This is a genomic window from Tumebacillus avium (assembly GCF_002162355.1).
GTDB classification, from domain to species: domain Bacteria; phylum Bacillota; class Bacilli; order Tumebacillales; family Tumebacillaceae; genus Tumebacillus_A; species Tumebacillus_A avium.
This window is the reverse complement of the sequence record NZ_CP021434.1, coordinates 2,594,618-2,616,165: the sequence shown is the minus strand read 5'-3', so window position 1 is coordinate 2,616,165 and position 21,548 is coordinate 2,594,618. Positions and strand designations below refer to the sequence as shown.

Annotated in this window: 23 protein-coding genes; 5 read left to right on the top strand and 18 right to left on the bottom strand. The window is 57.8% G+C overall.

The features are described from left to right. Positions 1 to 2: 2 nt before the first annotated feature. Positions 3 to 197 carry a hypothetical protein gene (locus CBW65_RS12495; RefSeq protein ID WP_087457118.1) on the top strand — a complete coding sequence of 65 codons (195 nt, stop codon included), beginning with the start codon at positions 3 to 5 and terminating at the stop codon, positions 195 to 197. A 38-nt stretch (positions 198 to 235) separates the two neighbouring features. Here CBW65_RS12495 and CBW65_RS12490 read toward each other — a convergent pair whose 3' ends face one another. The 8 genes from CBW65_RS12490 to CBW65_RS12455 form a co-directional block, all read right to left on the bottom strand. Then, positions 236 to 1,060 carry a hypothetical protein gene (locus tag CBW65_RS12490; protein ID WP_087457117.1) on the bottom strand — a complete coding sequence of 275 codons (825 nt, stop codon included), beginning with the start codon at positions 1,058 to 1,060 and terminating at the stop codon, positions 236 to 238. Between the two features lie 20 nt (positions 1,061 to 1,080). After that, positions 1,081 to 2,472, bottom strand: coding sequence for a branched-chain amino acid transporter BcaP (locus CBW65_RS12485; RefSeq protein WP_087457116.1), 1,392 nt, complete (start codon positions 2,470 to 2,472; stop codon positions 1,081 to 1,083). A 92-nt stretch (positions 2,473 to 2,564) separates the two neighbouring features. After that, a complete protein-coding gene (locus tag CBW65_RS12480) occupies positions 2,565 to 3,128 on the bottom strand; it encodes a SpoIIE family protein phosphatase (RefSeq protein WP_157721919.1) in 564 nt (187 codons plus the stop codon). Between the two features lie 73 nt (positions 3,129 to 3,201). Then, complete coding sequence (locus tag CBW65_RS12475) at positions 3,202 to 3,612, bottom strand: anti-sigma regulatory factor (protein ID WP_087457114.1); 411 nt, start codon at positions 3,610 to 3,612, stop codon at positions 3,202 to 3,204. 3 nt (positions 3,613 to 3,615) lie between these two features. Then, positions 3,616 to 3,975, bottom strand: a complete 360-nt coding sequence (locus tag CBW65_RS12470) for an STAS domain-containing protein (RefSeq protein WP_198299825.1) — start codon at positions 3,973 to 3,975, stop codon at positions 3,616 to 3,618. Next, a complete protein-coding gene (locus tag CBW65_RS12465; RefSeq protein ID WP_232463494.1) occupies positions 3,975 to 4,835 on the bottom strand; it encodes an STAS domain-containing protein in 861 nt (286 codons plus the stop codon). The genes CBW65_RS12470 and CBW65_RS12465 overlap by 1 nt, the downstream gene beginning before the upstream one ends. A gap of 95 nt (positions 4,836 to 4,930) precedes the next feature. Continuing rightward, positions 4,931 to 6,001: a bifunctional phosphoglucose/phosphomannose isomerase gene (locus CBW65_RS12460; RefSeq protein ID WP_198299824.1), complete on the bottom strand. Its 1,071-nt coding sequence runs from the start codon at positions 5,999 to 6,001 to the stop codon at positions 4,931 to 4,933. 117 nt (positions 6,002 to 6,118) lie between these two features. Further along, positions 6,119 to 6,877: a CDP-alcohol phosphatidyltransferase family protein gene (locus CBW65_RS12455; protein ID WP_157721918.1), complete on the bottom strand. Its 759-nt coding sequence runs from the start codon at positions 6,875 to 6,877 to the stop codon at positions 6,119 to 6,121. 129 nt (positions 6,878 to 7,006) lie between these two features. On the opposite strand from CBW65_RS12455, the gene CBW65_RS12450 reads away from it, so the two are divergent. Continuing rightward, positions 7,007 to 7,462, top strand: a complete 456-nt coding sequence (locus CBW65_RS12450) for a hypothetical protein (protein ID WP_087457111.1) — start codon at positions 7,007 to 7,009, stop codon at positions 7,460 to 7,462. Here CBW65_RS12450 and CBW65_RS12445 read toward each other — a convergent pair. Then, entirely contained in the window at positions 7,437 to 8,525 is a 1,089-nt protein-coding gene (locus CBW65_RS12445) for an HD-GYP domain-containing protein (protein WP_087457110.1), read from the bottom strand. The genes CBW65_RS12450 and CBW65_RS12445 overlap by 26 nt on opposite strands. A gap of 159 nt (positions 8,526 to 8,684) precedes the next feature. Between CBW65_RS12445 and CBW65_RS12440 the strand changes: the two genes are divergently transcribed. Next, entirely contained in the window at positions 8,685 to 9,875 is a 1,191-nt protein-coding gene (locus CBW65_RS12440; protein WP_087457109.1) for an ornithine cyclodeaminase, nickel-pincer nucleotide-dependent, read from the top strand. 88 nt (positions 9,876 to 9,963) lie between these two features. Then, the gene (locus CBW65_RS12435) at positions 9,964 to 10,575 is read left to right on the top strand and encodes a hypothetical protein (protein ID WP_157721917.1); all 612 of its coding nucleotides are present in this window, start codon (positions 9,964 to 9,966) and stop codon (positions 10,573 to 10,575) included. Positions 10,576 to 10,622: 47 nt separating this feature from the next. On the opposite strand, the gene icmF is transcribed toward CBW65_RS12435, so the two are convergent. From icmF to gntK, 9 genes are all read right to left on the bottom strand, one after another. Beyond that, positions 10,623 to 13,868, bottom strand: coding sequence for a fused isobutyryl-CoA mutase/GTPase IcmF (gene icmF / locus CBW65_RS12430; RefSeq protein WP_087457107.1), 3,246 nt, complete (start codon positions 13,866 to 13,868; stop codon positions 10,623 to 10,625). Positions 13,869 to 13,871: 3 nt separating this feature from the next. Continuing rightward, entirely contained in the window at positions 13,872 to 14,534 is a 663-nt protein-coding gene (locus CBW65_RS12425) for a TetR/AcrR family transcriptional regulator (protein ID WP_087457106.1), read from the bottom strand. Between the two features lie 145 nt (positions 14,535 to 14,679). Further along, positions 14,680 to 15,273, bottom strand: coding sequence for a hypothetical protein (locus tag CBW65_RS12420; RefSeq protein WP_087457105.1), 594 nt, complete (start codon positions 15,271 to 15,273; stop codon positions 14,680 to 14,682). Positions 15,274 to 15,561: 288 nt separating this feature from the next. Next, complete coding sequence (locus tag CBW65_RS12415; protein WP_087457104.1) at positions 15,562 to 15,783, bottom strand: YqgQ family protein; 222 nt, start codon at positions 15,781 to 15,783, stop codon at positions 15,562 to 15,564. A 13-nt stretch (positions 15,784 to 15,796) separates the two neighbouring features. Then, on the bottom strand, positions 15,797 to 16,603 hold the full coding sequence (locus CBW65_RS12410) for a DUF3109 family protein (RefSeq protein ID WP_087457103.1): 807 nt from the start codon (positions 16,601 to 16,603) through the stop codon (positions 15,797 to 15,799). Then, complete coding sequence (locus CBW65_RS12405; RefSeq protein ID WP_087457102.1) at positions 16,600 to 17,037, bottom strand: hypothetical protein; 438 nt, start codon at positions 17,035 to 17,037, stop codon at positions 16,600 to 16,602. The genes CBW65_RS12410 and CBW65_RS12405 overlap by 4 nt, the downstream gene beginning before the upstream one ends. Before the next feature lie 109 nt (positions 17,038 to 17,146). Then, on the bottom strand, positions 17,147 to 18,046 hold the full coding sequence (gene gnd, locus CBW65_RS12400) for a phosphogluconate dehydrogenase (NAD(+)-dependent, decarboxylating) (RefSeq protein WP_087457101.1): 900 nt from the start codon (positions 18,044 to 18,046) through the stop codon (positions 17,147 to 17,149). Between the two features lie 21 nt (positions 18,047 to 18,067). After that, positions 18,068 to 19,396, bottom strand: coding sequence for a GntP family permease (locus CBW65_RS12395; RefSeq protein ID WP_087457100.1), 1,329 nt, complete (start codon positions 19,394 to 19,396; stop codon positions 18,068 to 18,070). 39 nt (positions 19,397 to 19,435) lie between these two features. Then, entirely contained in the window at positions 19,436 to 20,980 is a 1,545-nt protein-coding gene (gntK, locus tag CBW65_RS12390; protein WP_087457099.1) for a gluconokinase, read from the bottom strand. 149 nt (positions 20,981 to 21,129) lie between these two features. Here gntK and CBW65_RS12385 point away from each other — a divergent pair, with 149 nt between their 5' ends. Then, entirely contained in the window at positions 21,130 to 21,525 is a 396-nt protein-coding gene (locus CBW65_RS12385; RefSeq protein WP_087457098.1) for a hypothetical protein, read from the top strand. Positions 21,526 to 21,548: the final 23 nt, after the last annotated feature.

The following is a 21,548-nucleotide window of genomic DNA, read 5'->3' as shown; positions in this document are numbered from 1 at the left end:
AGATGGATCAACGCGAAATGCAGCGCAATATCGAGACCTATGTCCTGCAGCAACTGCAGGCAGGGAACAACATCGAGTCGGTGGTCGATGTCGCCAATCAGCTCGATGTGCCGGTCACGATGGTCGACCGCGCGATGCGCAACCTGACCGCGCAAGGCTATCCCGGTCTGCCATACACCACAGCCACCGAATTTTAAGCGAGAAAAGGTCGTGTCCCAAGAGACACGACCTTTTTTTATTTCCAGATGTCGGTGATGTGATCGGCTGCCGCATGCGCGGTCTCGTCGATGTCGCCTTTGACGACTTTTCCGGCATAGCGCTGAAATTTCTTCACATGTTCGGGGCTGTTCGTGATATGCACCGTTCCGATGTTTTCGTTCATCGCCCGCAGCTTGGAGGCGATCCGCTCCTGAATCGGCTGCGGGATGTCGCCTTCCGTTTTGACATCGATTCGCTCGTTGGCTTCGCGCGGCGCTTTGACCATTTTGGCTTTCACTTGCTGGTCCTCGTTCAGCGCGACAAACGCGTTGCCCTTTTCATCGACCAACACGATCGCTTCCACGACGCCTTCCAGCTTGGAGACTTCGGCCGACAGCGGGCCGCTGTGGCGCAGCTGCACCTCTTGTTTCGGCTGCTCGGCCTTTTCAGTTTCGCCTTTGACCTTCGCCTTCGCTTGCTCCGCGTCCTTTTTCGCACCGGGACGGAGCCCCTCCAGTCGCTCTTTGGCGCCAGGGAGCACGTAGAGCAGCCCTTGCCCTTTTAACCGTTCCTTGCGCTGGCCGGGGCTCTCCGACTCGAATTTCTGCTTCTGGCCTTCTTTTTTCTCCTTGGCGATCTGCGGGTCTTCTTTCTTTTTCTTCCCGGCAGCCTGTTCGCCCCCGCCTTCTCCCTGACCGCCGCCGGCGTTGGCAGACTGCTCTTCATTCGGCTTCTTGGCCGTTCCGCCGTTCTCCTGAATCTTTTGCCGCTCATACGGTGTCCGCATAATTCCGCAGGCAGACGTTGCGGTGGACGCGAGCGCGATCGCCAGCGTCATTGCCACCCATTTGCTCGCACGCATCGTAACACCTCTTTCTATTTCTAGTGGTTCAACACCGAGTGATTGCGAGAGTAGAGAAAATACACGAACAGTCCGATCGTCAGCCAGACGAAAAACGCAATCCAGGTCAGCGCCTGCAATTGGGTCATCAAAGTAATGCAAAACAGGATCGATAAGATCGGCACCACCGGCACACCTGGTACTTTAAACACGCGCGGCAGGTCAGGCTGTGTCCGCCGCAGCACGAGGATCGCCACAGACACCAGCGTGAAAGCGGCCAATGTCCCGATGTTCGTCAGTTCTGCCAAGCGCCCGAGCGGCACAAACCCGCCGACCAGCGAGGAGATGATGCCGACCAGCCACGTCGAGCCAAACGGCGTTTGGTACTTCGGATGGACGGTGGAAAACATCCGCGGGAGCAGACCGTCGCGCGACATCGCGAAAAAGATCCGCGTCTGCCCGTACGTCATGACGAGCAGCACCGTGGTCATGCCGAGGATCGCCCCCAAGTCGATAAACCCGGCCACCCAGTTCTGCCCGGCCACTTGAAGCGCCAGCGAGACCGGATGCGCGATCCCTTCAAAGCGCGGATACTCGACAATCCCGGTCATCACCGCCGAGACGACCACATAAAACAGCGTGCAGACCACAAGGGAGTAGATGATGCCGCGCGGCAGGTCTCGCCGCGGATCGCGCGACTCTTCTGCCGCCGACGCCACCGCGTCAAAGCCGATGTACGCGAAAAACACCAGCGCCGATGCCTCGAGCACCCCTTTGAAACCAAACGGCAGAAACGGCGTCCAGTTCACCGGCCGCACATAGCCGACCCCGACGACGATGAACAAGATCACCACCGCCACTTTGATCAGCACCATGATGTTGTTCACCCGCGTCGATTCCTTGATGCCCACCGACAACAACGTGGTGACCAGCAGTACGATTAAAAAGGCTGGCAGGTTGAAATAAGTCGTCACGCCTTTCACCGCGCCCGGCGCTGCGCTCAGCGCCGTCGGCAGGTGCAGACCTAAGCCCGCCGCCAGCGACTGCGCATAGCCGGACCAGCCCGCTGAGACGGCCGACGTAGCCAAGGCGTACTCGAGGATCAGATCCCAGCCGATCAGCCAGGCGATAAACTCGCCAAGCGTCGCATAGCTGTAGGTGTACACCGATCCGGACACCGGCACCAGCGAAGCAAATTCGGCGTAACACAGCGCCGCAAACGCACAGACGATGCCGGAGATGATAAACGACAGGATCAGGCCGGGACCGGCGGTCAGCGCTCCTTCTCCGGTCAGCACGAAAATGCCGGTCCCGATGATCGCCCCGATCCCGAGCATCGTTAAGTCCCAGGTGCCCAGCGTTTTTTTCAGCGTTTTGCCCTCTTGAGAAGTACGGATCAGATCTTCGATGCTTTTTGTACGAAACAACGACATGGCTTGTATCTCCCTCATGGCTGCAAGAGTAATAAAAAAACGGCGGTTTCCGAATTGGAATCCACCGTTAGGTTTTGTTGCCGCACGCTTTCTCATTCAGTTGGTTTTGCCGTACAGACCTGCTCCAGCACCTGCGGGTCGCCGCGCCCGAGGCGCACGACCAGCGCCAGCGCATCATCCTGCCCGGTCGAGAATAGATCGATCACATCCAGGGCTGTCCGCTCCGGCGGGTGGTGCCAAATCTCCAAATGCGCGCGCAAGTTGCCTTGTACACCATCGGTGTGCAAGAGCAGCCGGTCGCCTTCCACATAGGAAAACGTGATCGCTGTCGGCGCAACTTCGCGATAGCCGAGAATCCCGCTGACCATGCGTTTGGAGGTGATCACCCCGACCCGGGTGATGATGTGCCAAAAGGCGATGTTGCCGATCCCGCTGTAGGTGACCGTCCGTCCGGCCCGGTCGAGCAAAAGCGCCGCCACCGCAGCGCCGCGCGTCTGGCGCATCTGTTTGTGACACCACAACAGCAGGTCGGGCAAAGGCATCACCGGCGCAAGTTCGATCAGCTTGCGCAGTGTGTCGACAGCTTCAAAGGCACGCAGCCCGTGCCCAAGTCCATCGGCGACGACGATCAGCGTTTGGCCGCCATAGTCGCGCACGATATACCCGTCTCCGCTGTTCGACTCGAGTGGGGAGACCGCTACTCCGATTCTGATCGTCGCCCACTCCCCTCTAATAGTTGCGGCTGTTCAACCATTTACGAATGGTGATCCGCGTGCCCGCACCCGGTACGGTGTCAATTTGAAACTCGTCCATCAAGCGTTTCGTGCCAGGCAGCCCCATGCCCAGTCCGTTTGACGTGGAATATCCGTCCAGCAGCGCGAGGTTGAGATCTGCAATCCCAGGCCCGTTGTCGGCCGCCAACACTTCGATTCCCACATCACCATGTTCGCCATGCATCGCTGTCACTTCCACGACGCCAGAGCCCGCATACAGGATGATGTTCCGTGCGAGCTCCGATATGCTGATCGCGATTCGCGTCTGATCCACCACTGAGAACCCCAACTGCCGCGCGATTTCACGGCCTCTCTGGCGGGCGACAATCGCATCCGTTTCGCTGAGAATCTGTATTGTGTCCTGCATCTGCTACGCTCCCGTGTTCGGATTTCTGAGCCATTCGAATCCTTTTTCGACCGTTAGTGCCGTATATACACCTTGGAGCTTCAGGCCGAGTTCGATCATCGTGATGGCGACTTGCGGACTCATCCCCGTAATGGCGGTACGGGAGCCCATCAGCTTTGCCATCTCGGCGATTTCGTTGAGGATTCTGCCCATAAAACTGTCGATGAGATCGACGACCGAAATGTCGATGAGCAGACCCTGGCATTCTGTTTCTTTGATCTTCACCAAAATATTATGCTTGATGGCGATCGCTTCGTCATCGGTGATGTCGTTGCCAAGCGTAACGATGAGCACATCGTTCATCTTCAGAATCGGTACCTGCATCAGATAACACTCTCTTCCACTTGAAGTCTGCCTTGTTCCCGCGTTTTCAAAATGTGAGCGAGACCTGCCTGCAGCGTTGCTTTGGTGACGATGTCGCCGAGCGACACACCAAGCATGACCAGCGTCTGGGCGACTTCCGGACGGATCCCGGTCAGGATGCACTCCGCGCCGACCAGCCGGCCGGCTTCGACCGTTTTGATCAGCCGCTCCGCCACACCTGTATCGACGATCGGCACGCCGGTGATGTCGATGATCACATGCGGGCACTTGGTGCGCACGATCTCTTCAAGCAGATTTTCCATGATGCCTTTGGCGCGCTGGGTGTCGATCGTGCCGATCAGCGGCAAGGCCAGAATGCCTTCCCACACTTGGATCACCGGCGCGGAGAGCTCTTGAATCGCCAGCGCCTGGGCTTTGATCACCTGTTCGCGGCGGTTGATATATTCTTCATAGTAATAATGCGACATTTTGCTGAACATGCGGTCCAACTGGCTGATCACGGCGTAGACGACGCTGAGCTCTGTCGCCTCCAGCGTTTGCAGCCGATGGAAAATCACTTCTTTGAGCGTCAACGCATACGGCATGAATGACTTCGGGCTGGACCCGGCCTGCGTGCCGAGCAGCGACAATTCCTGCAGCAGGCGGTTAAATCCCTCGCGCTCATCGACGCGGTAGTTGTCCGACTGCTCCTCGAGCAGTTTGATCAAACTGCCAAGAAAGCGTTCACTTTGCTGTGTGAGGTATTCTCTGCCAAACCGGTCCTGCATCTCGGAGCCTTGTTCGGTCAGCAGGTTCATCCATTCTTCCAAAATTCCTTGTTGATCCGCTATGATGATGCGGAGAGTTTCGATCGAGCGCATCTCCATCCTCCGTTTCCAACCGTTGAAATAAAAAGCTCCGTTACACACGGAGCCCCAGTTTAAAGCGTAAACTAAAATCTATCAATCCGTCAAGGTTAGTCTGCTAACCTTCTCTTGAGGTATTCAATTTTTTCCACCGGGGTCGGATCGAGGCCGTACAGTGCCGCCAGATAGGCGGACGCATAATCCCCGAGGTAGAGCAGCGAGAACATCTGCGCGAGATCGCTTTCCCCCAGCGCAGCCAATTCGGTCTGCCCGCAGGACGCTGCGGCCAGCACTTCGCCTGCGGTGATCTCGATCCGCTTTTGCACGCGCGGATGGTTGCGGCTGCAGGTAAGCGTAATGATCTCCAGCTTTTCGATCAACTCCTGCGGCACGTCAAAGCCGACGATCTCATTATGATTGAGCTCCGGATAGCAGTGGGCAAACGCAGGCGTCTGCGCATTTTCATTGATCTGCGTCTTCCAGCGGTAGGCGATCACTTCGGTCAGCCCGACCGCACCGTGAATCAGCGGAATCTTGCCGTACAGCCGCAGCGCGGTCTGCTTGGCGAGGTTCTGCTCCGTCGGCGACGCCGGAGCTAAAAGTTTGCGCATTTCGCGCAGCAGGCGCACCGTCTCCTCAATCTCCGCATGCCCCTCGGGCAAAAGTCCGGCCTGCTGCAGGAGCATCAGCTGCGGGATAAACAAATACCCGGCCGCCGCACGCGGCTGCAAGCCCCCCGGCACGGTGATCACAGCATGGCCGTCTTCCCAAGCCTGCTTTTTCAAAATGCCGCCCGAAGTGACGGCGACGATCTGCGCCCCGCGCGCTTTGGCATCGGCGTAGGCGGATAACGTCTCTTCTGTGTTGCCCGAATAAGAAACCGCGATGACCAGCGTGTCTTTTCCCACATACGAAGGCAGCGTGTAACTCCGGTTGACGAGAATCGGCACCGGACATTTGTCGCCGGCATAGGTGCGCAGCATGTCGCCGCCGACCGCCGAGCCGCCGAGTCCCGTGACGACGATCGTCTGCACGAGAGACGCATCAAACTTAGCACCCGTGTGCTCCATCAGGCGCACCGCTTCCTCCATCTGCTCAGGCAGCCCGTAGATGGCCCCCAGCATATCGGACGGATCATGTGCGGCAAGCAGCGTATCATCATCCAGGTTGAAAGGTTCCACAAACGTTTCCCCCTTTTCGGCGTTCTCCAGCTCCCTTACCTAAACAGTAGTACCGCGCCCCGCTCTTTATGACAGAAAAACCCCCTTTGGGGATCATCCCAAAGGGGGTCGGATTCACTAGCGCCAGCCGGCGCGTTTCCAGTAGCGGTAGACATCAAACAGCAGGTGCCAGATCACGGTGATCACGAGGGTCAGCAGCAGCCCGAAGATCGGCAGCTGCACGATCGGCATCAGGCAGAAGATGATCGCCTGGCTCTCGATGACCGAAAACGGCGTCACGATCATGAACTTGCGGTACAGACGGGCCTGGAACGGCGTCATCGCCATCCCGTTGATCACGATCCCCTCCGGCGCATCTCCGCTGTCCTTGGCGGACGCGTCCGCTTGGGCCGAGGCGCTGTTCTCGATCGTCTCTTTGATCAGCAGGTCGCCTTTGGAGAAGGCGCGGGTATAGATGTAAAGACCGGCCATCACCCACGAAGCGGTGAGCATCCAGCCCTCAAGCTCGCCGATGCGCTGCTGGCCGTAGACCAGTGCCAGCACGAGCAGGGCCAGCTTCAGTTCATCCAAAATATGATCGAGCCAAAAACCAAAGTTGGAAGATTGCTTCGTCTTGCGGGCCACATAGCCGTCACAGCAATCCAAAATGTAGGACAGCTGATAAAGCAGGCCGCCGAGCACCAGCATCCACGGAGTGCCTAATCCAAAACACCACACCGCAAACAGTGCGATGACAAAAGATATCACAGTGATCTGGTTCGGCGTGATCTTCGTTTTGCAAAACGCTTCGGAGATCGGTACCGACAGAGGGAGTGTCGCATAGGCGTCCCACGGGGACGGATAACGCACATACGGGTTGTCACGCAGTTTAAACAAAGGAAGCATCCTTTCTGTTGAACGAGTTCTATTCTCTAACTTACCCATAACCCGGGGGTTTGTAAAGATGGTGCCATTCTATGGTAGACTGACTGTATTGGCTGGAAAGGACTGATCATTATCTCACACTTGTTTCATGATCTTGCCGAAATTTTACGCGGGCAGGTCGGCGAGCCGTTTGTGCTCGATTACAGCGAAGAGAGCCTGAAAGACGCCGACCGCCTGATCTCCTTGATCACCAAGCCGGGCCAAACGCCCGATGAAACGCTGGTGCTGTCGATCGGCGCCTACCTTGGCGAGACGACCTTGAAGCTGCTCGGAGGCGTTTGGCGCCAGAGCGATGAGGTGCTGACCGACTCTTCCGTGCTGCTCGACGGCTGCGAGCTGTGGCCGTTTCGCCGCGTGCGCCAACGCATCTACTACGGCACAGAGAGTCCGCTGTACGCCTGGTTCGAAATGGCGCGCGCAGGTTCCCAGCAGGAAGTAAAAAAGCTCCTGCACGGGCAGGAGCAAGCGACGCTGATCCGCCCGACCGGCCACGATCCGCTCGTGATCAAGATCACAAAATCTCCTCGCAATCGGTAATCATCAGCGTCAGATCGGACGACAGGTCCACTTCGTGCGGGTGCTGCAGGTCGTTGCCCGCAGCGTCCTTCAGCACGCGCAGGATCGGGCGGTGCGGATACTTGGTGTTGATATCGACAACCACCGCCGTCTCGCCCGAATTGAGCGTCACCGTCAGCCCCAACGGGTACAGGGCCACGTTGTCGCGGAACTTGCGGATCAGGTCGCTGTCGAACTGTCCGGTCGACGCAAACAGAATCTCCAGCGCTTCGTGCGGCAGATACGCTTTGCGGTAGACGCGGTTCGAAGTCAGGGCATCATAAACATCGGCGATGCCGACGATCTGTCCGTAGAGATGAATCTGGTCGCCGCTGAGCGAGCGCGGATAGCCGGAACCGTCGAGCCGCTCATGGTGCTGCAGCGCGCAATGCGCAGAGATCAGCGGGATATCATCATGCTCTTTTAAAATCTCATAGCCCCAGAAAGCATGCTGCTTCATCAAGGCATACTCTTCATCGGTCAGCTTGCCCGGCTTCATCAGGATCTCCATCGGCACCATCGTTTTGCCGATGTCGTGCAAGATCGCGCCGATGCCGAGGTCGATCAGTTGATCGCGCTTCAGCCCCAGCGCCATGCCGAGCGCCGCCGAGTAGATGCCGACATTGACCGAGTGGCTGTACAGATAGTTGTCGGTCGTGTAAATGCCGGTCAGTTGCAGCATGACCTGCTTTTTTGACTGCAGATCGTACAAAATATCTTCAAAGACTCCGCGAAATTCCCGCCCCAGGCGCGGGTTGGCGATCGAGCGCATCCATTTGCGCGATTCGATCATCTGCGAAAAAGTCTCATACACCACTTTCACCGCGCGGCTGCGCGTCGCTTCGGAGATCGCGTCTTCGATGACCAGATCGCTGGTTCTGGGATCGTCTATGTAAACCTGTGTGATATTCAGGTCGAGCAGCCGTTGAATATTGCTCTCGCTCAGTTCTTTTCCGACGGCCAGCAGCACACTGCCGTTGCTGCTGTAGATTGGCTTGGCAAGCTTCGCACCCGGTTGTAAGGCTTCAGTGGAAGTCATATGCATCTGCGATCACCCCTCATTACAATGGAGGATATTCGACAAGTTTCGCGTTTTACCTGCTTTCGTCAAGATTCGCAAAAATTCAACTTGTAAATGCTATCAATTGATGTAGGAAAATTGTATACTTAAACTAGCATAATTCCCAGGGAGGGTTCATTCCACATGTACATACAGGAAGTTTTTGAATTGCATGCACATACACCGACTCTGGTCGATCTTGAAGACCTCGCCGCTCGCGAAGACGCCCATTTGGAACTGCACGGCACCAAGCCGATGCGCTTCTCGATCTATATCGGCCCTGAGCGTTTGGAGCATGTCTCGGCGCTGTTTATTGAACAAGGCTGCAAACGCATCCACTCCACCGAGCTCAAGACCGAACCGGCGCCCAAAGACGGCGTTGTCCCGGATGATTTCCATGCCACTTCCAATAAACCGACCTTTATCTTCCGCGACGGCAACTGGATTCCGGTCACCCGTCTGCGCATGGACGGCATGATCACGTTTGATGAAAACGGCATTCCGTTCTGCAACCTGATGCGCGACGTCGTGGCAGGCGAAGAGGTTGTCGTCGGCCATGGCGGCATCCGCATCGCTTTCCTCGATCTGCCGACGAAAAACGAAGAAGAGTTCGGCTTCATGCAAGGCGAGGTTTCTTCGGAGCGCCAGAATCCGGTGATCATCCGCAAGATCGCCCGCGATATGAAAGAGATCCGCGACCGCGGCGGCCGCATCGTCTTCGTGGCGGGCCCGGGCGTTGTCCACACCGGCGGCATGACCCCGTTCTGCGGCCTGATCGAAAAAGGCTACGTGCAGGCGGTGCTGTCCGGCAACGCGCTGGCGACGCATGACATCGAAAATGCGCTGTACTCCACGTCGCTTGGCATCAGCACGCGGACGGCCGACGTCGTCTCCGGCGGCCACCGCCACCACTTGTCGGCGATCAACCGCATGCGCTTCCACGGCTCGATCGCCAACGCTGTGCACGCAGGCGAACTGCGCTCCGGCATCATGTACACGCTGGTCAAACACAACGTGCCGTTCTCGCTGGCCGGTTCCATCCGCGACGACGGTCCGCTGCCGGACACCGAGATGGACCTTTGCAAAGCGCAGGCGCGCTACTCGGAGCTTGTGCAGGGCACCGATATGGTGATCATCATCTCGACGATGCTCCATGCGATCGGCACCGCGAACATGATTCCGGCGACCTGCAAGACGATCTGCGTCGACATCAACCCGGCGGTCGTCTCCAAGCTGGCCGACCGCGGCTCCACGCAGACGGTCGGGATCGTCACCGATGCCGGTCTGTTCGTCGAACAGCTCAACCGCGAACTCGACCTGGTTGAAGGCCGATAACCACTGCATGTCTGCCCGGCATTTGATGCCGGGTTTTCTTTTTTACGTTATACTAACGGAAGAGAGATGCAGATAGGAGGAACTTTTCTTGTTGTCATTGCTTGGGCGATTGATGTTCCGCTCCCAGGAGTCAATCCAGAACCTTTTACAAAAACCAAACGCGAACCTGACAAGCCGTCTGGTCAATGTCGTCATCGTGCTGATGATGATCAACCTGGCATTCTATTTCGCCATCGACCCCTTTTTCGAAACGCAATTTGGCAATTACAAATGGATTTTCGTGCTGCTTTTGCCGCCGGTGCAATATTTCCTGCAGCGCTTTTTGTTTGTGCTGACCTCGCGGCTGGGCCTGCTGATGTTTGCGGCCGACCGCCTGCCCGTCGATCCGATCGAGCGCAAGGCCAAATGGAATCTGCTGAAAAAGTACTATCCGTACACCTACTATCCGACCGCCGTGCTGAGCGTGCTGGCCGCACCGCTAAGCACCTCGTTTTTCCTGATCTTCCTCGTGTTCCTCGGGTTGATCTACATGTACCTGCTGCGCGTCCAGCTGTTAAAAGAAGTGTTTGGCGTCTCCGGCGCCGTCGCCTTCTGGGGCCCGCTGCTCGTCGAGCTGTTGATCTCGTTTGTGTTGACGGTGATCGTGTTTGTGATCTCCTTTCTCGTGATCACCCTGTTCAACATCCCGCTGGCTCCGTAAGACAGCAAAAAGCGACCCTCCTGATCGGAGGGTCGCTTTTTTGTGTCTTACATGTTGCGGCGATACTGTCCGCCCACTTTGTACAGGGCTTGCGTGATCTGGCCGAGGGAGCAGGTTTTGACCGTCTCCATCAGCTGAGCGAAGATGTTGCCGCCGTTCATCGCCGTCTCTTGCAGCGCCTTGAGGGCTGCTGCCGCTGCATCTGCATGGTCCGATTGGAACGTGCGCAGGTTCAGGATCTGCAGCTCTTTTTCTTCTTTCGTCGCGCGGGCCAGTTCGATCTCCGGCGCTTCGTAGTCGTCGCCCTGGGTCTTCGGGTTGAGGTAGGTGTTCACCCCGATGATCGGCAGGGAGCCGTCATGCTTCTTGTGCTCGTAGTACATAGATTCCTCTTGGATCTTGCCGCGCTGGTACTGCGTCTCCATCGCGCCAAGCACGCCGCCGCGATCGGAGATGCGCTGGAACTCGGCCAGCACCGCTTCTTCGACGAGGTCGGTCAGCTCTTCGACGACAAACGCGCCTTGCACCGGATTCTCGTTTTTCAAGAGGCCAAACTCTTTGGTCAGGATCATCTGGATCGCCATCGCGCGGCGCACCGATTCTTCGGTCGGCGTGGTGATCGCTTCGTCATACGCGTTGGTGTGCAGGGAGTTGCAGTTGTCCTGCAGCGCCAGGAGCGCTTGGAGCGTGGTGCGGATGTCGTTGAAGTCGATCTCCTGCGCATGCAGGGAACGGCCGGACGTCTGCACGTGGTACTTCAGCTTCTGCGAGCGGTCGTTGCCGCCGTACTTGTTCTTGATCGCCGTCGCCCAGATGCGGCGCGCGACGCGGCCGATGACGGTGTATTCCGGGTCCATGCCGTTGGAGAAGAAGAACGACAGGTTCGGAGCGAAATCGTCGATGTTCATGCCGCGGCTCAAGTAGTACTCGACATAGGTGAACGCGTTCGCCAGCGTGAAGGCCAGCTGCGAGATCGGGTTGGCGCCCGCTTCGGCGATGTGGTAGCCGGAGATCGACACCGAGTAGTAGTTACGCACTTTGTGGTCGATGAAATACTGCTGAATGTCGCCCATCATGCGCAAGGCGAATTCGGTCGAGAAGATGCAGGTGTTCTGGCCCTGGTCTTCTTTCAAGATGTCCGCCTGCACGGTGCCGCGCACGGTCGACAAGGTGTACGCGCGGATCTGCGCCGCTTCTTCTGCGGTCGGCTGGCGGCCGTTGTCCGCTGCGAACTTCGCCAGCTGCTGGTCGATCGCCGTGTTCATGTACATCGCGAGGATCATCGGCGCCGGGCCGTTGATCGTCATCGAGACGGAGGTCGACGGCGCGCAGAGGTCAAAGCCCGCGTACAGCTTCTTCATGTCTTCCAAGGTGCAGATCGACACGCCCGATTCCCCGATCTTGCCGTAGATGTCCGGGCGGTAGTCCGGGTCTTCGCCGTAGAGGGTGACCGAGTCAAACGCGGTGGACAGGCGCTTCGCATCGTCGTTTTTGGACAGGTAGTGGAAGCGGCGGTTGGTGCGCTCCGGCGTCCCTTCGCCTGCGAACTGGCGCTTCGGGTCTTCCCCTTCCCGCTTGAACGGGAACACGCCTGCCGTGTACGGGAACTCGCCCGGCACGTTTTCATTCATCAGCCACTTCAAGAGGTCGCCCCAGTCTTCGTACTTCGGCAGCGCGACTTTCGGAATCTTGGTGCCGGAGAGCGATTCGGTGAACAGGGTGGTGCGGATTTCTTTGTCGCGGATCTTGGTGACAAATTCATCGGCGGTGTACAGCTCTTTCAGCTGCGGCCAGTTTTCGATCAGGCGCTTCGCTTCCGGATGCAGCTGCCCTTCGAAGTTGACGATCTGCGCATCGAGCGCCGCCAGCATTTCCGCTTGGCCGCTGAACAGTTCGCGCACGCCTTTCAGTTGGAACAGCTTGCGGGCGATCGCCGACTGCGCGTTGATAAATTTCTTATAGTCGCGGATCGAGCTTACGATCTCGCCGAGGTACTGGGTGCGCTCCGGCGGGATGATGTAGTTCTTTTTGGAGATGCTTTCTTTCACATCGAGCTGGGATTCCCAGTTCAGGCCTTTTTTCTCGTTGACCTTGTTGATCAAGGCACGGTACAGGACGTTGGTGCCCGGGTCGTTGAACTGGCTGGCGATCGTGCCGTAAACCGGCATCTCGTCGGCGTTTTGCTCCCACAGGTTGTGGTTGCGCTGGTATTGTTTCTTGACGTCGCGCAGCGCGTCTTGCGAGCCTTTGCGCTCAAACTTGTTGATCGCAACGAGGTCGGCAAAATCGAGCATGTCGATCTTCTCGAGTTGCGACGGTGCGCCAAACTCGGAAGTCATCACGTACAGGGAGAGGTCGGTGACTTTGGTGATCTCCGCGTCGCCTTGGCCGATCCCCGAGGTTTCGACGATGATCAGGTCGTAGCCGGCCACTTTCACCACGTCGATCGCTTCTTTGATCGCAGCCGACAGCTCGGAGCGCGATTCGCGGGTCGCCAGCGAGCGCATGTAGACGCGGGAGTTGTTGATCGCGTTCATACGAATGCGGTCGCCCAGCAGCGCGCCGCCGGTCTTTTGCTTCGACGGGTCGACGGAAAGGATGGCGATCGTCTTGTCGGTGAAATCGTTCAGGAAACGGCGCACCAGTTCGTCGGTCAAGGACGATTTGCCCGCGCCACCGGTGCCGGTGATGCCGATGACCGGCACGTTTTGCACCTGCTCACGGATCTCGGCGAGCAGCTTTTGGTGCTCGGCATCGTTTTGGTAGACCGCTTCTTCCGCCACGGTGATCAGCTTGGCGATCGCCAGGGCGTTTTTCTCTTTCAGTTTGGCCAGTTCTGCTTCCGCCTGCTTGATGGTCGGGAAGTCGGAGCTTTCCAGCATGTGGTTGATCATGCCTTGCAGGCCCATCTTGCGGCCGTCTTCCGGCGAGTAGATCTTGGTGACGCCATAGCTTTCGAGGTCGCGGATCTCCTCCGGGACGATCACGCCGCCGCCGCCGCCGAAGATCTTGATGTGCGTCGCGCCGCGCTCTTGCAGCAGATCATAGATGTATTTGAAAAACTCCACGTGCCCGCCCTGGTAGGACGAGATGGCGATGCCTTGCGCATCCTCTTGCACCGCTGCGTTGACGATCTCTTCAGCGGAGCGGTTATGTCCGAGGTGGATGACTTCTGCACCGGACGCCTGCAAGATGCGGCGCATGATGTTGATCGATGCGTCATGGCCGTCAAACAGCGCGGAGGACGTGACAAAGCGAATCTTATGTTTTGGACGATAGATGGTGGTCTCCATGGATCAGTTATCCCCTTTCCCGTGGCCCGGTCGTGTTGCGTCCGGGCATATTTCCTGAAGCAAAAGCGAAGTCTGCTTCTCCGTATATTGTTCGAGCGTATAAATGCGATGCAGTGCCCAGCGGCGGAATGTCCACATCTGACCGAGCACAACAATGTTATGTGCAAATAGCTTGACGCTGTCGGCTGCCAGCCACAGAGTGCCGTCAGCGCGTCCGCGCTCGAGGATGTCGGCAAACAGCGCGGTGATCTCCTCTTCCTGGCGCAGCACCAGCTTCAATCGATCTGCAGGCAGCGATTTCGTTTCCTGATAGATGAGCAGCACATAGTCTTGCAGTTCGTCCACGCAGGCAAAAAAGTGCCGGATCGACGAGACGAGCAATTCCCGGCCCGGCGCGGTGCCATGCAGCACTTCGTCGAGGCGCTGCTTCACCTCGCTGTGAATATAAGCGCAGACCAGATAGAGCACGTCTTCTTTGGACTGCACGTATTCGTAGAGCGTGCCGATGCCAAGCCCGCTGGCTTTGGCGATCTCGCGCGTCGTCGTCTTGTGGAAGCCTTTCTCCACAAACAGGTCGACAGCCGCCTTGACGATCTGCCGGCGCCGTTGCTCGACCAGTTGCGGATCGGCGACGCGGGAGGGAATCGGTCTGGAGTTGTCTGTCATCTCGCACCTCCCCTCCAACCGACTGAGCGCTCGCTCGGTTATATATTCTATTGTAGTGCAAAAAATCGGTGAGTACAACACAAAAAAGAGCGGATCGAAATCCGCTCTCTTGTAATCCGTAACGTATCGGATGTTATGAGTTAAATTACTCAGCCAAAGTGCCTTCTTTGCCGACTACTTTGTAAGAGTTGCCATCTTTTTTGATGGTGTAGGTGAGACCTTTGTAGGTCAATACGTAGTTGCCGTCTTTTTCTTCGACTTTAGCATCTTCGTATTTAGCGGTCGCAGTCAGAGCGTTAGCGCGGATCGCGTCAGCTTTTGCAATTTCGGTCTCAGCTGCGAATTCTTTTTCGTTCTTCTTCGCAAGAGCTTCGATTGCTTTGTTCGCTTGGTCGAGCAGAGCTTTGTCGCCGAGGAGTGCGGAGTATTCCTTGTCAGCCAGTGCGGAATCCCAGTAGGTGCCCAGGAAGGTCAGAGCGTCTGCTTTCGGCTTAGCCGGTTTTGCGAAGGTAACTTCTTTGTCGCCTTCCAGACCTTTGACGGTGGTGAATTGAGATTCCATTTTTTCTTCTGCAATTACTGCAGCTGCAAATGCAGCCTTGTAAGTTTTTTCTGCGTCTTCCTTTTTCGGAGCTTCAGCAGCCGGCTTGTCGGTGGTAGCTTCGCTACCGCAACCTACGCCAGTTACAACAGTCGTTGCGAATGCTGCAGCCAGAAGAAGTTTCGAGAACTTTTTCATAACTAAATTCCCCCTTTTCAGACAGGAGTGTATCACAGAAAACTCGCAATTGGGAATAGGACTTTAAAATTTGGTAATATTCGAAATAGTTCTAGATATACGGTGAATTGAATAAAAATTCAATATTTATACGAGGTTTTCCGTTCGATTCCGGAGTTTAATGCGTTATCTTGCTAAACGGTGCCTTGGCAGCAAAGCTAATTCTCAAATTTTGTAAAAGAACAGCGGAATACCTGCCATTCTGTAAACTGAATATTCCTCGCATGACTTTTTTCCAGAATTTCGTAATTAGCGCGACCCACCTTTGTCCAATTCGGTGTAGGCGCGGCGCAAAGCCAGTTTGAATTTGGTATATTCCTCCGTGTCCAGGTGCTTGTCCTCATAGAGGTCATCCAGTTCCAGATCCATCAGGACGATGTCGTCGATCTGGCTGCCGGTGTAGACGATGACTGCGAATTGTTTGAGAAACTCGCGCACTTTCAGCACTTCGCGATGGGTATTCAGGTCCATGTCAACTCTCCTCTCAATCTACCTTGCAAGAGGCTTCGATCTGCTGCCACAGCGATTCGCCAAACGTGTTGCAGAGAATCTCCTTCATCTCCAGCCAAGCCGGGCGGTAGCGTTGCGGCGCAAAAGCATCCTCCGCCAGCGCCCTCCGCACGTTGGATGAGATCTCCGGAGCGCGCGGCGTCTGTTCCGCCTGCAGCCGCAAGGGCAGGTTGGCGCAGACAAAATCGTCGCGGTAGGCGTTCCCCCAGCGGGAGAACTTCGCAGTCTCTTCGGTCAGCGCCGTGACCAGCACGCGGCCGTCTTCGTCGGCGATCAGTTCCAACGGGAAGAGCGAGCAGGAAAACGGTTTCATCTGCTGGGGCATGAGCTGCTCCTCCAGCGCATAGCGGTGGGCGGCACAGGCCGGACCTCCTCCTTCGACTGCGCAGAACAGGCAGTTGCCTTCATGCGTAGCGATCGTCGGCAGGCCGGCCGTCTCGTAGTGGCGCTCATAGAGGCCGCGCTGCGACAGGCGCTCCTGCTTCCCGGCGTGCAGATGCCGCGCGGCGATGGCGGGCAGGTGCTGCTCCAAGAGCGGCAACTGCTCGGCGGCGGGCGGAAACGGAAAGCCGCCTTCGCAGCACGACTCATGGTGCGCGCTGTGACAATGTCCGCAGTCGAGCAGGACGGGCGTGTTTAGCGCAGGCAGATCGAGGTCGTATGTTTCCCACGCCTTGATCGCGCCGCTCTTGCGTCCCTTTTTCCAATACTTCTGCAGGTGATACGCTTCGTTTTCGGTCAGGGGCAGCGGCGTGCCGACGAAGCGGTAGCGGGGCTTCATTCCGGCTTCGGCACCGGGAATTTGATCTTGCCGATCTCGCGGATCTTCTGGATCTCTTCGACATCGATCTGGTTGGACAACACGGCGGTGCGGAAGACGATCCCGGCGCGCCCTTCATATTCGATGCCGTACAGGTCGAGCACGACGCCGGTCAGCATGTATTCTTCATCGCCGAGGTAGACGGCGTTGATCAGCCCGAGAATCGCTTCGACGATCTTCTCCGGCCCTTGGTCGCGCAGGCCTGGGCTCACTTCGTCGAGGTAGCAGAGCAGGTCGACGATGCCGATGTTTTTCCCTTCCACGTCGAACTGGTACGCGCCATCCACATTGTGCGGCGCGAGGCGGCTCGGCGCCCACATCGCTTCCATCAGTTCCTTCGTATAGACGATCTGTCCGTTTTCAAACTTTACTTCCACATTTATTTGATCGCTCATCACGTTCAACTCCGCTCTCTCAGTTCTCGTAAAAGACGAAGGTTATTATACCACAAAAAGCCGCCTCCTCCCAAAATGGGAAACAAGCGGCTCTCTGCCCATTGTTTGCTCAGTCGTTTTTGACGACCGCATGTCCGCCAAATTCGTTGCGCAGGGCGGCGACGACTTTGCCATGGAAGGTGTCGTCGTCGAGCGACCGGTAGCGCATGAACAGGGACATCGCGATGACCGGCGCGGATGCCTGCAACTCCAGCGCTGTCTCCACCGTCCATTTGCCTTCGCCGGATGACTGCATGACCCCTTTGATGCCGGCGAGCTTGGGGTCTTTGGAAAAAGCGCGCTCGGTGAGATCCATCAGCCAGGAGCGAATCACCGACCCGTTGGCCCAGACGCGCGCGACCTGCTCATAGTCGAAATCGAACGGGCTTTTGTCGAGCACTTCAAACCCTTCGGCGATCGCCTGCATCATGCCGTATTCGATGCCGTTGTGCACCATTTTCAAAAAGTGGCCGGAGCCGCCCGCACCGCCGTAGAGGTAGCCGTTCGGGACGGACAGGTCGCGAAACAGCGGTTCGATGACGGCAAACTTGTCCTTGTCGCCGCCGACCATAAAGCAAGCGCCGTGACGCGCCCCTTCCGTGCCGCCTGACGTGCCGACATCGAAGTAGGCGATGCCCCGTTCGCCCATCCGCGCGGCGCGCTCCACCGACTCTTTGTAGTGCGAGTTGCCGCCTTCGATGACGATGTCGCCCGCTTCGAGCAGGCCGGACAGTTCGTCGAGCACGCCGTCGACGATTTTCCCGGCGGGCACCATGATCCAGACGATGCGCGGCGCTTCCAGCCCCGCGACCAGCTCGCGGATCGAGTTGGCCGGGACAGCGCCGTGGCCGGCGATTTCCTTCACCGCGTCTTCATTCACGTCATTGGCGACGACAGTGTGTCCGTGGTCGAGCAGGTTTTGCGTGAGGTTAAAGCCCATCTTGCCAAGACCGATCATGCCAAGCTTCATCAGTGATGCATCTCCTTCCAACTAGACAAAGATATCGAGCGCCATGATCAGCACCAGCGCCACTACTGCGATGATCGTCTCCATCGCCGTCCAGGTGAGCAGCGTCTCTTTGACCGTCATGCCGAAAAACTCCTTGATCATCCAGAAGCCCGCGTCATTGACGTGCGACAGGATCAGCGACCCCGCCCCGGTCGCCAGCACGAGCAGTTCGGGTGACACGCCGCCGACCGCCGCCGAGATCGGCTGCACGATGCCGGCGGCCGTCATCATCGACACGGTCGCCGAGCCGGTGGCGACGCGAATCAGCGCGGCGATCATCCAGCCGAGCAGGATCGGCGAGATGTTCGAGGAGGCGCCCAGCTCAGCGATGTAATCGCCGACGCCGGAGTTGAGCAGGACTTTGTTGAACGCGCCGCCTGCGCCGATGACGAGCAGGATCGATGCGGTCGGGCCTAAGCATTCATTGGTAAACTTGAGCACCGTCTCGCGGTTGAACCCGCGAAAGAACCCAAGCGAGAAAAAGGAGTAGACCAGCGCGATCAACAGCGCAATGATCGGGTCGCCGATAAAGTCAAGGAAATGGCGGATTGGATTTTCTTTGGGATATGTAACGTCCGCCCAAGCTGCGGAGAGCATCAGCAGCACCGGCAGCAGGATCGTGAACATCACGTTGCCAAATCCAGGCAGGCTCTTGGCGTCTTTGTGTTCGGTGAACTGCTCGCCGATCTCTTTGGGCACCGTTTTGTGGATGCGTTTGCCCATGTATTTGCCGTAGAGCGGACCTGCGATGATCGCCGTCGGCAAGCCTACGATCAGGGCATAGAAGATGGTCAGGCCGACATTGGCCTTAAAGATCCCGACCGCCGCCATCGCCGCCGGATGCGGCGGCACCAGGCCGTGTACGGTCGAGAGGCCGGCCACGAGCGGGATGCCGACGGTGACCAGCGAAACGCCCGTCTCGACGGCGATCGTGAAGACAAGCGGGACCAGCAGGACGAAGCCGACTTGGAAAAAGACCGGGATGCCGACGATAAACGCGACGAACATCATCGCCCAGTGCACATTTTTCTTGCCAAACCAGCCGATCAGCGTTTTGGCGATTCGCTCCGCCCCGCCCGACTCGGCCATCATTTTGCCAAGCATGGTGCCCAGGGCCAAGACGATAGCCAGGAAGCCAAGCGTGCCGCCCAAGCCGTCTTTGATCGACTGGACGATCTCGGGGAACGGCATGCCGGCCGCCCAGCCCATGCCGATCGAGACGATCAGCAGCGCGACAAACGGGTTGAGCTTCGCCCATGTGACCAGCAAGAGCAGAACGAGGATCGCGACGATGATGTAGAACAAAAGCATATGACTGCCTCCTGTCTGTGTGTTCTCAGGTCAAGGTGATTAAAACGTGCCGCTGCGCTGGAACTCTGCGATGATGTCAAACTCGTCCTTGAGCTTTTGGTACACGCGTTCGTAGATGTAAAAGAGCTGCAGGTACGTTTCGGTGTTCTTCAGATTCGGTTCGTGGCGGTGGCGGATCTGGATCCACTCTTTGACGTCGTTCAGGGAGTCGATCTCCCCGATGGCGAACAAGGCGGTGACGGCAGCGCCAAGCGATGAAGCTTCATGGCTTTCCGGCACGAGCAGTTCGCGTCCCATCACATCGGAGAGGATCTGCCGCCACAGCGGCGAGCGGGCAAATCCGCCCGAGGCGCGGATGTCTTTGGCCGGGCCGGCCAGGTCGCGCAGCGCCACGCCAACCGAAAAGACGGAGAAGATCACGCCTTCAAGCACGGCGCGGATGAAGTGTTCGCGCTTGTGGCTGAGCGAGATGCCGAAAAACATGCCGCGGGCGTTGGCGTTCCAGTACGGCGCGCGTTCACCGGAGAGAAACGGCAGGAACAAGAGCCCTTCACTGCCGGCGGGAACTGCTTCGGCGTATTTGATCATCAGGTCGTAAGGATCGACGCCGAGGCGTTTGGCCACTTCCTGCTCCGGGGCGGCAAATTCGTCGCGCAGCCAGCGCAGCATGATCCCGCCGTTGTTGGTCGGCCCGCCGATCACCCAGTGCTTGTCGGTGAGCGCATAGCAGAACGTGCGGCTCTGCGGGTCGGTGCGCGGCAGGTCGGTCACGGTGCGGATCGCCCCGGATGTGCCGATCGTCACCGCCACTTCCCCGTCGCCGATCGCGCCAACACCGAGGTTGGCGAGCACGCCGTCGCTGGCCCCGATCACAAACGGGGTATCGGGGTTGATCCCGATCTGCGTGGCGTAGTCGGAGTTCATGCCGGTCAGGATGTGCGTGGTCGGAACGGGCCTTGAGAGCTGTTCCGGGCGCACGCCGGCGACTTCGAGCGCGCCTCGATCCCAATCGAGCTGTTCGAGGTTGAACAGGCCGGTCGCCGAAGCGATCGAGTAGTCGACGACATATTCGCCAAACAGCCGGTGCAGGACAAATTCTTTGATCGAGACGAACATGGCGGCTTGGGCAAAGATGTCGGGGGCTTCTTCGCGCATCCAGAGCAGCTTCGGCAAAGGGGACATCGGGTGAATCGGCGTGCCGGTGCGGCGGTAGATGCTGTCGCCGTCCAGTTCCTTTTTGATGCGTTCGACCTGCCGGACGCTGCGGTTGTCCGCCCAGATGATCGAACGGGTCAGCGGCCGGTGGTCGGCGTCGAGGGCGATCACCGCGTGCATCGCGGTGCTCATGCCGATCGCCAGCACGTCCTCTTTGGCCGCGCCCGACTTGCGCAGCGCCCCGCGCAGACCGTCCAGACATGCCAAAAAAATCTCCTCCGGCTCCTGCTCCGCCCACGCCGGGTGCGGCGTCAGCAGCGGATAGTCCACGCTGTGCACCCCGCGAATCTGCCCGCGCGGCCCAAAAACCACCGCTTTGGTCGAGGTGGTGCCGATATCAAGTCCTATCACCACTTGCGTTTCTTTCATCTCCAGTCCCACCTTTTGGCTAACAAGTTCCGTTTTGGTAGTGTTTCCTGTTGATGAAAAATAATCACGATCATCCTCATATTGGAATCTTGCCGATTCCATAGTATAGTTAGACTCATAGAGATTCATGGGTGAGCGGGGGAAGAAACATGTACCAGGCGGGGGATTTTGGACAGGTGATGTTGTTGTTCTTGCTGATGATGCCGGTGCTGCTGTTTTTGGGGTATCATTTGGCCAAGCTGGCGTACGGGGACCGCGAACATGCGGAGCCGACCGACGTCGTTGTCATGCCGCACGATCTGATCTGGATGAACTACACGAACGACATCGACACCATCATTGAGATTTCCCGCGCCGTCATCACGCTGCGCCAACAGCCTCCGGTGCTGTATGAACAGATCAAGCCCCTGCTCCAAACGTACGAAGCTCACAAGGTCGCCCAGGCGGTCGGCGTTTTCCACGTCTATCGGGAACACGCGATTCGCGACTACCTGCGCACCGTCTACCATACTAAAGTCCAAGCTCAGGTGCGCCCGCAACAATAGCCCGGCCGCAACATGATCGTACA

Coding starts and splice junctions, on each gene's coding strand:
- CBW65_RS12495 (WP_087457118.1), top strand. CDS start 3: ATGGATCAACGCGAAATGCAGCGCAATATCGAGACCTATGTCCTGCAG.
- CBW65_RS12490 (WP_087457117.1), bottom strand. CDS start 1,060: ATGCGTGCGAGCAAATGGGTGGCAATGACGCTGGCGATCGCGCTCGCG.
- CBW65_RS12485 (WP_087457116.1), bottom strand. CDS start 2,472: ATGTCGTTGTTTCGTACAAAAAGCATCGAAGATCTGATCCGTACTTCT.
- CBW65_RS12475 (WP_087457114.1), bottom strand. CDS start 3,612: ATGCAGGACACAATACAGATTCTCAGCGAAACGGATGCGATTGTCGCC.
- CBW65_RS12470 (WP_198299825.1), bottom strand. CDS start 3,975: ATGCAGGTACCGATTCTGAAGATGAACGATGTGCTCATCGTTACGCTT.
- CBW65_RS12465 (WP_232463494.1), bottom strand. CDS start 4,835: ATGCGCTCGATCGAAACTCTCCGCATCATCATAGCGGATCAACAAGGA.
- CBW65_RS12445 (WP_087457110.1), bottom strand. CDS start 8,525: ATGCATATGACTTCCACTGAAGCCTTACAACCGGGTGCGAAGCTTGCC.
- CBW65_RS12440 (WP_087457109.1), top strand. CDS start 8,685: ATGTACATACAGGAAGTTTTTGAATTGCATGCACATACACCGACTCTG.
- icmF (WP_087457107.1), bottom strand. CDS start 13,868: ATGGAGACCACCATCTATCGTCCAAAACATAAGATTCGCTTTGTCACG.
- CBW65_RS12425 (WP_087457106.1), bottom strand. CDS start 14,534: ATGACAGACAACTCCAGACCGATTCCCTCCCGCGTCGCCGATCCGCAA.
- CBW65_RS12420 (WP_087457105.1), bottom strand. CDS start 15,273: ATGAAAAAGTTCTCGAAACTTCTTCTGGCTGCAGCATTCGCAACGACT.
- CBW65_RS12415 (WP_087457104.1), bottom strand. CDS start 15,783: ATGGACCTGAATACCCATCGCGAAGTGCTGAAAGTGCGCGAGTTTCTC.
- CBW65_RS12410 (WP_087457103.1), bottom strand. CDS start 16,603: ATGAAGCCCCGCTACCGCTTCGTCGGCACGCCGCTGCCCCTGACCGAA.
- CBW65_RS12405 (WP_087457102.1), bottom strand. CDS start 17,037: ATGAGCGATCAAATAAATGTGGAAGTAAAGTTTGAAAACGGACAGATC.
- gnd (WP_087457101.1), bottom strand. CDS start 18,046: ATGAAGCTTGGCATGATCGGTCTTGGCAAGATGGGCTTTAACCTCACG.
- CBW65_RS12395 (WP_087457100.1), bottom strand. CDS start 19,396: ATGCTTTTGTTCTACATCATCGTCGCGATCCTCGTTCTGCTCTTGCTG.
- gntK (WP_087457099.1), bottom strand. CDS start 20,980: ATGAAAGAAACGCAAGTGGTGATAGGACTTGATATCGGCACCACCTCG.
- CBW65_RS12385 (WP_087457098.1), top strand. CDS start 21,130: ATGTACCAGGCGGGGGATTTTGGACAGGTGATGTTGTTGTTCTTGCTG.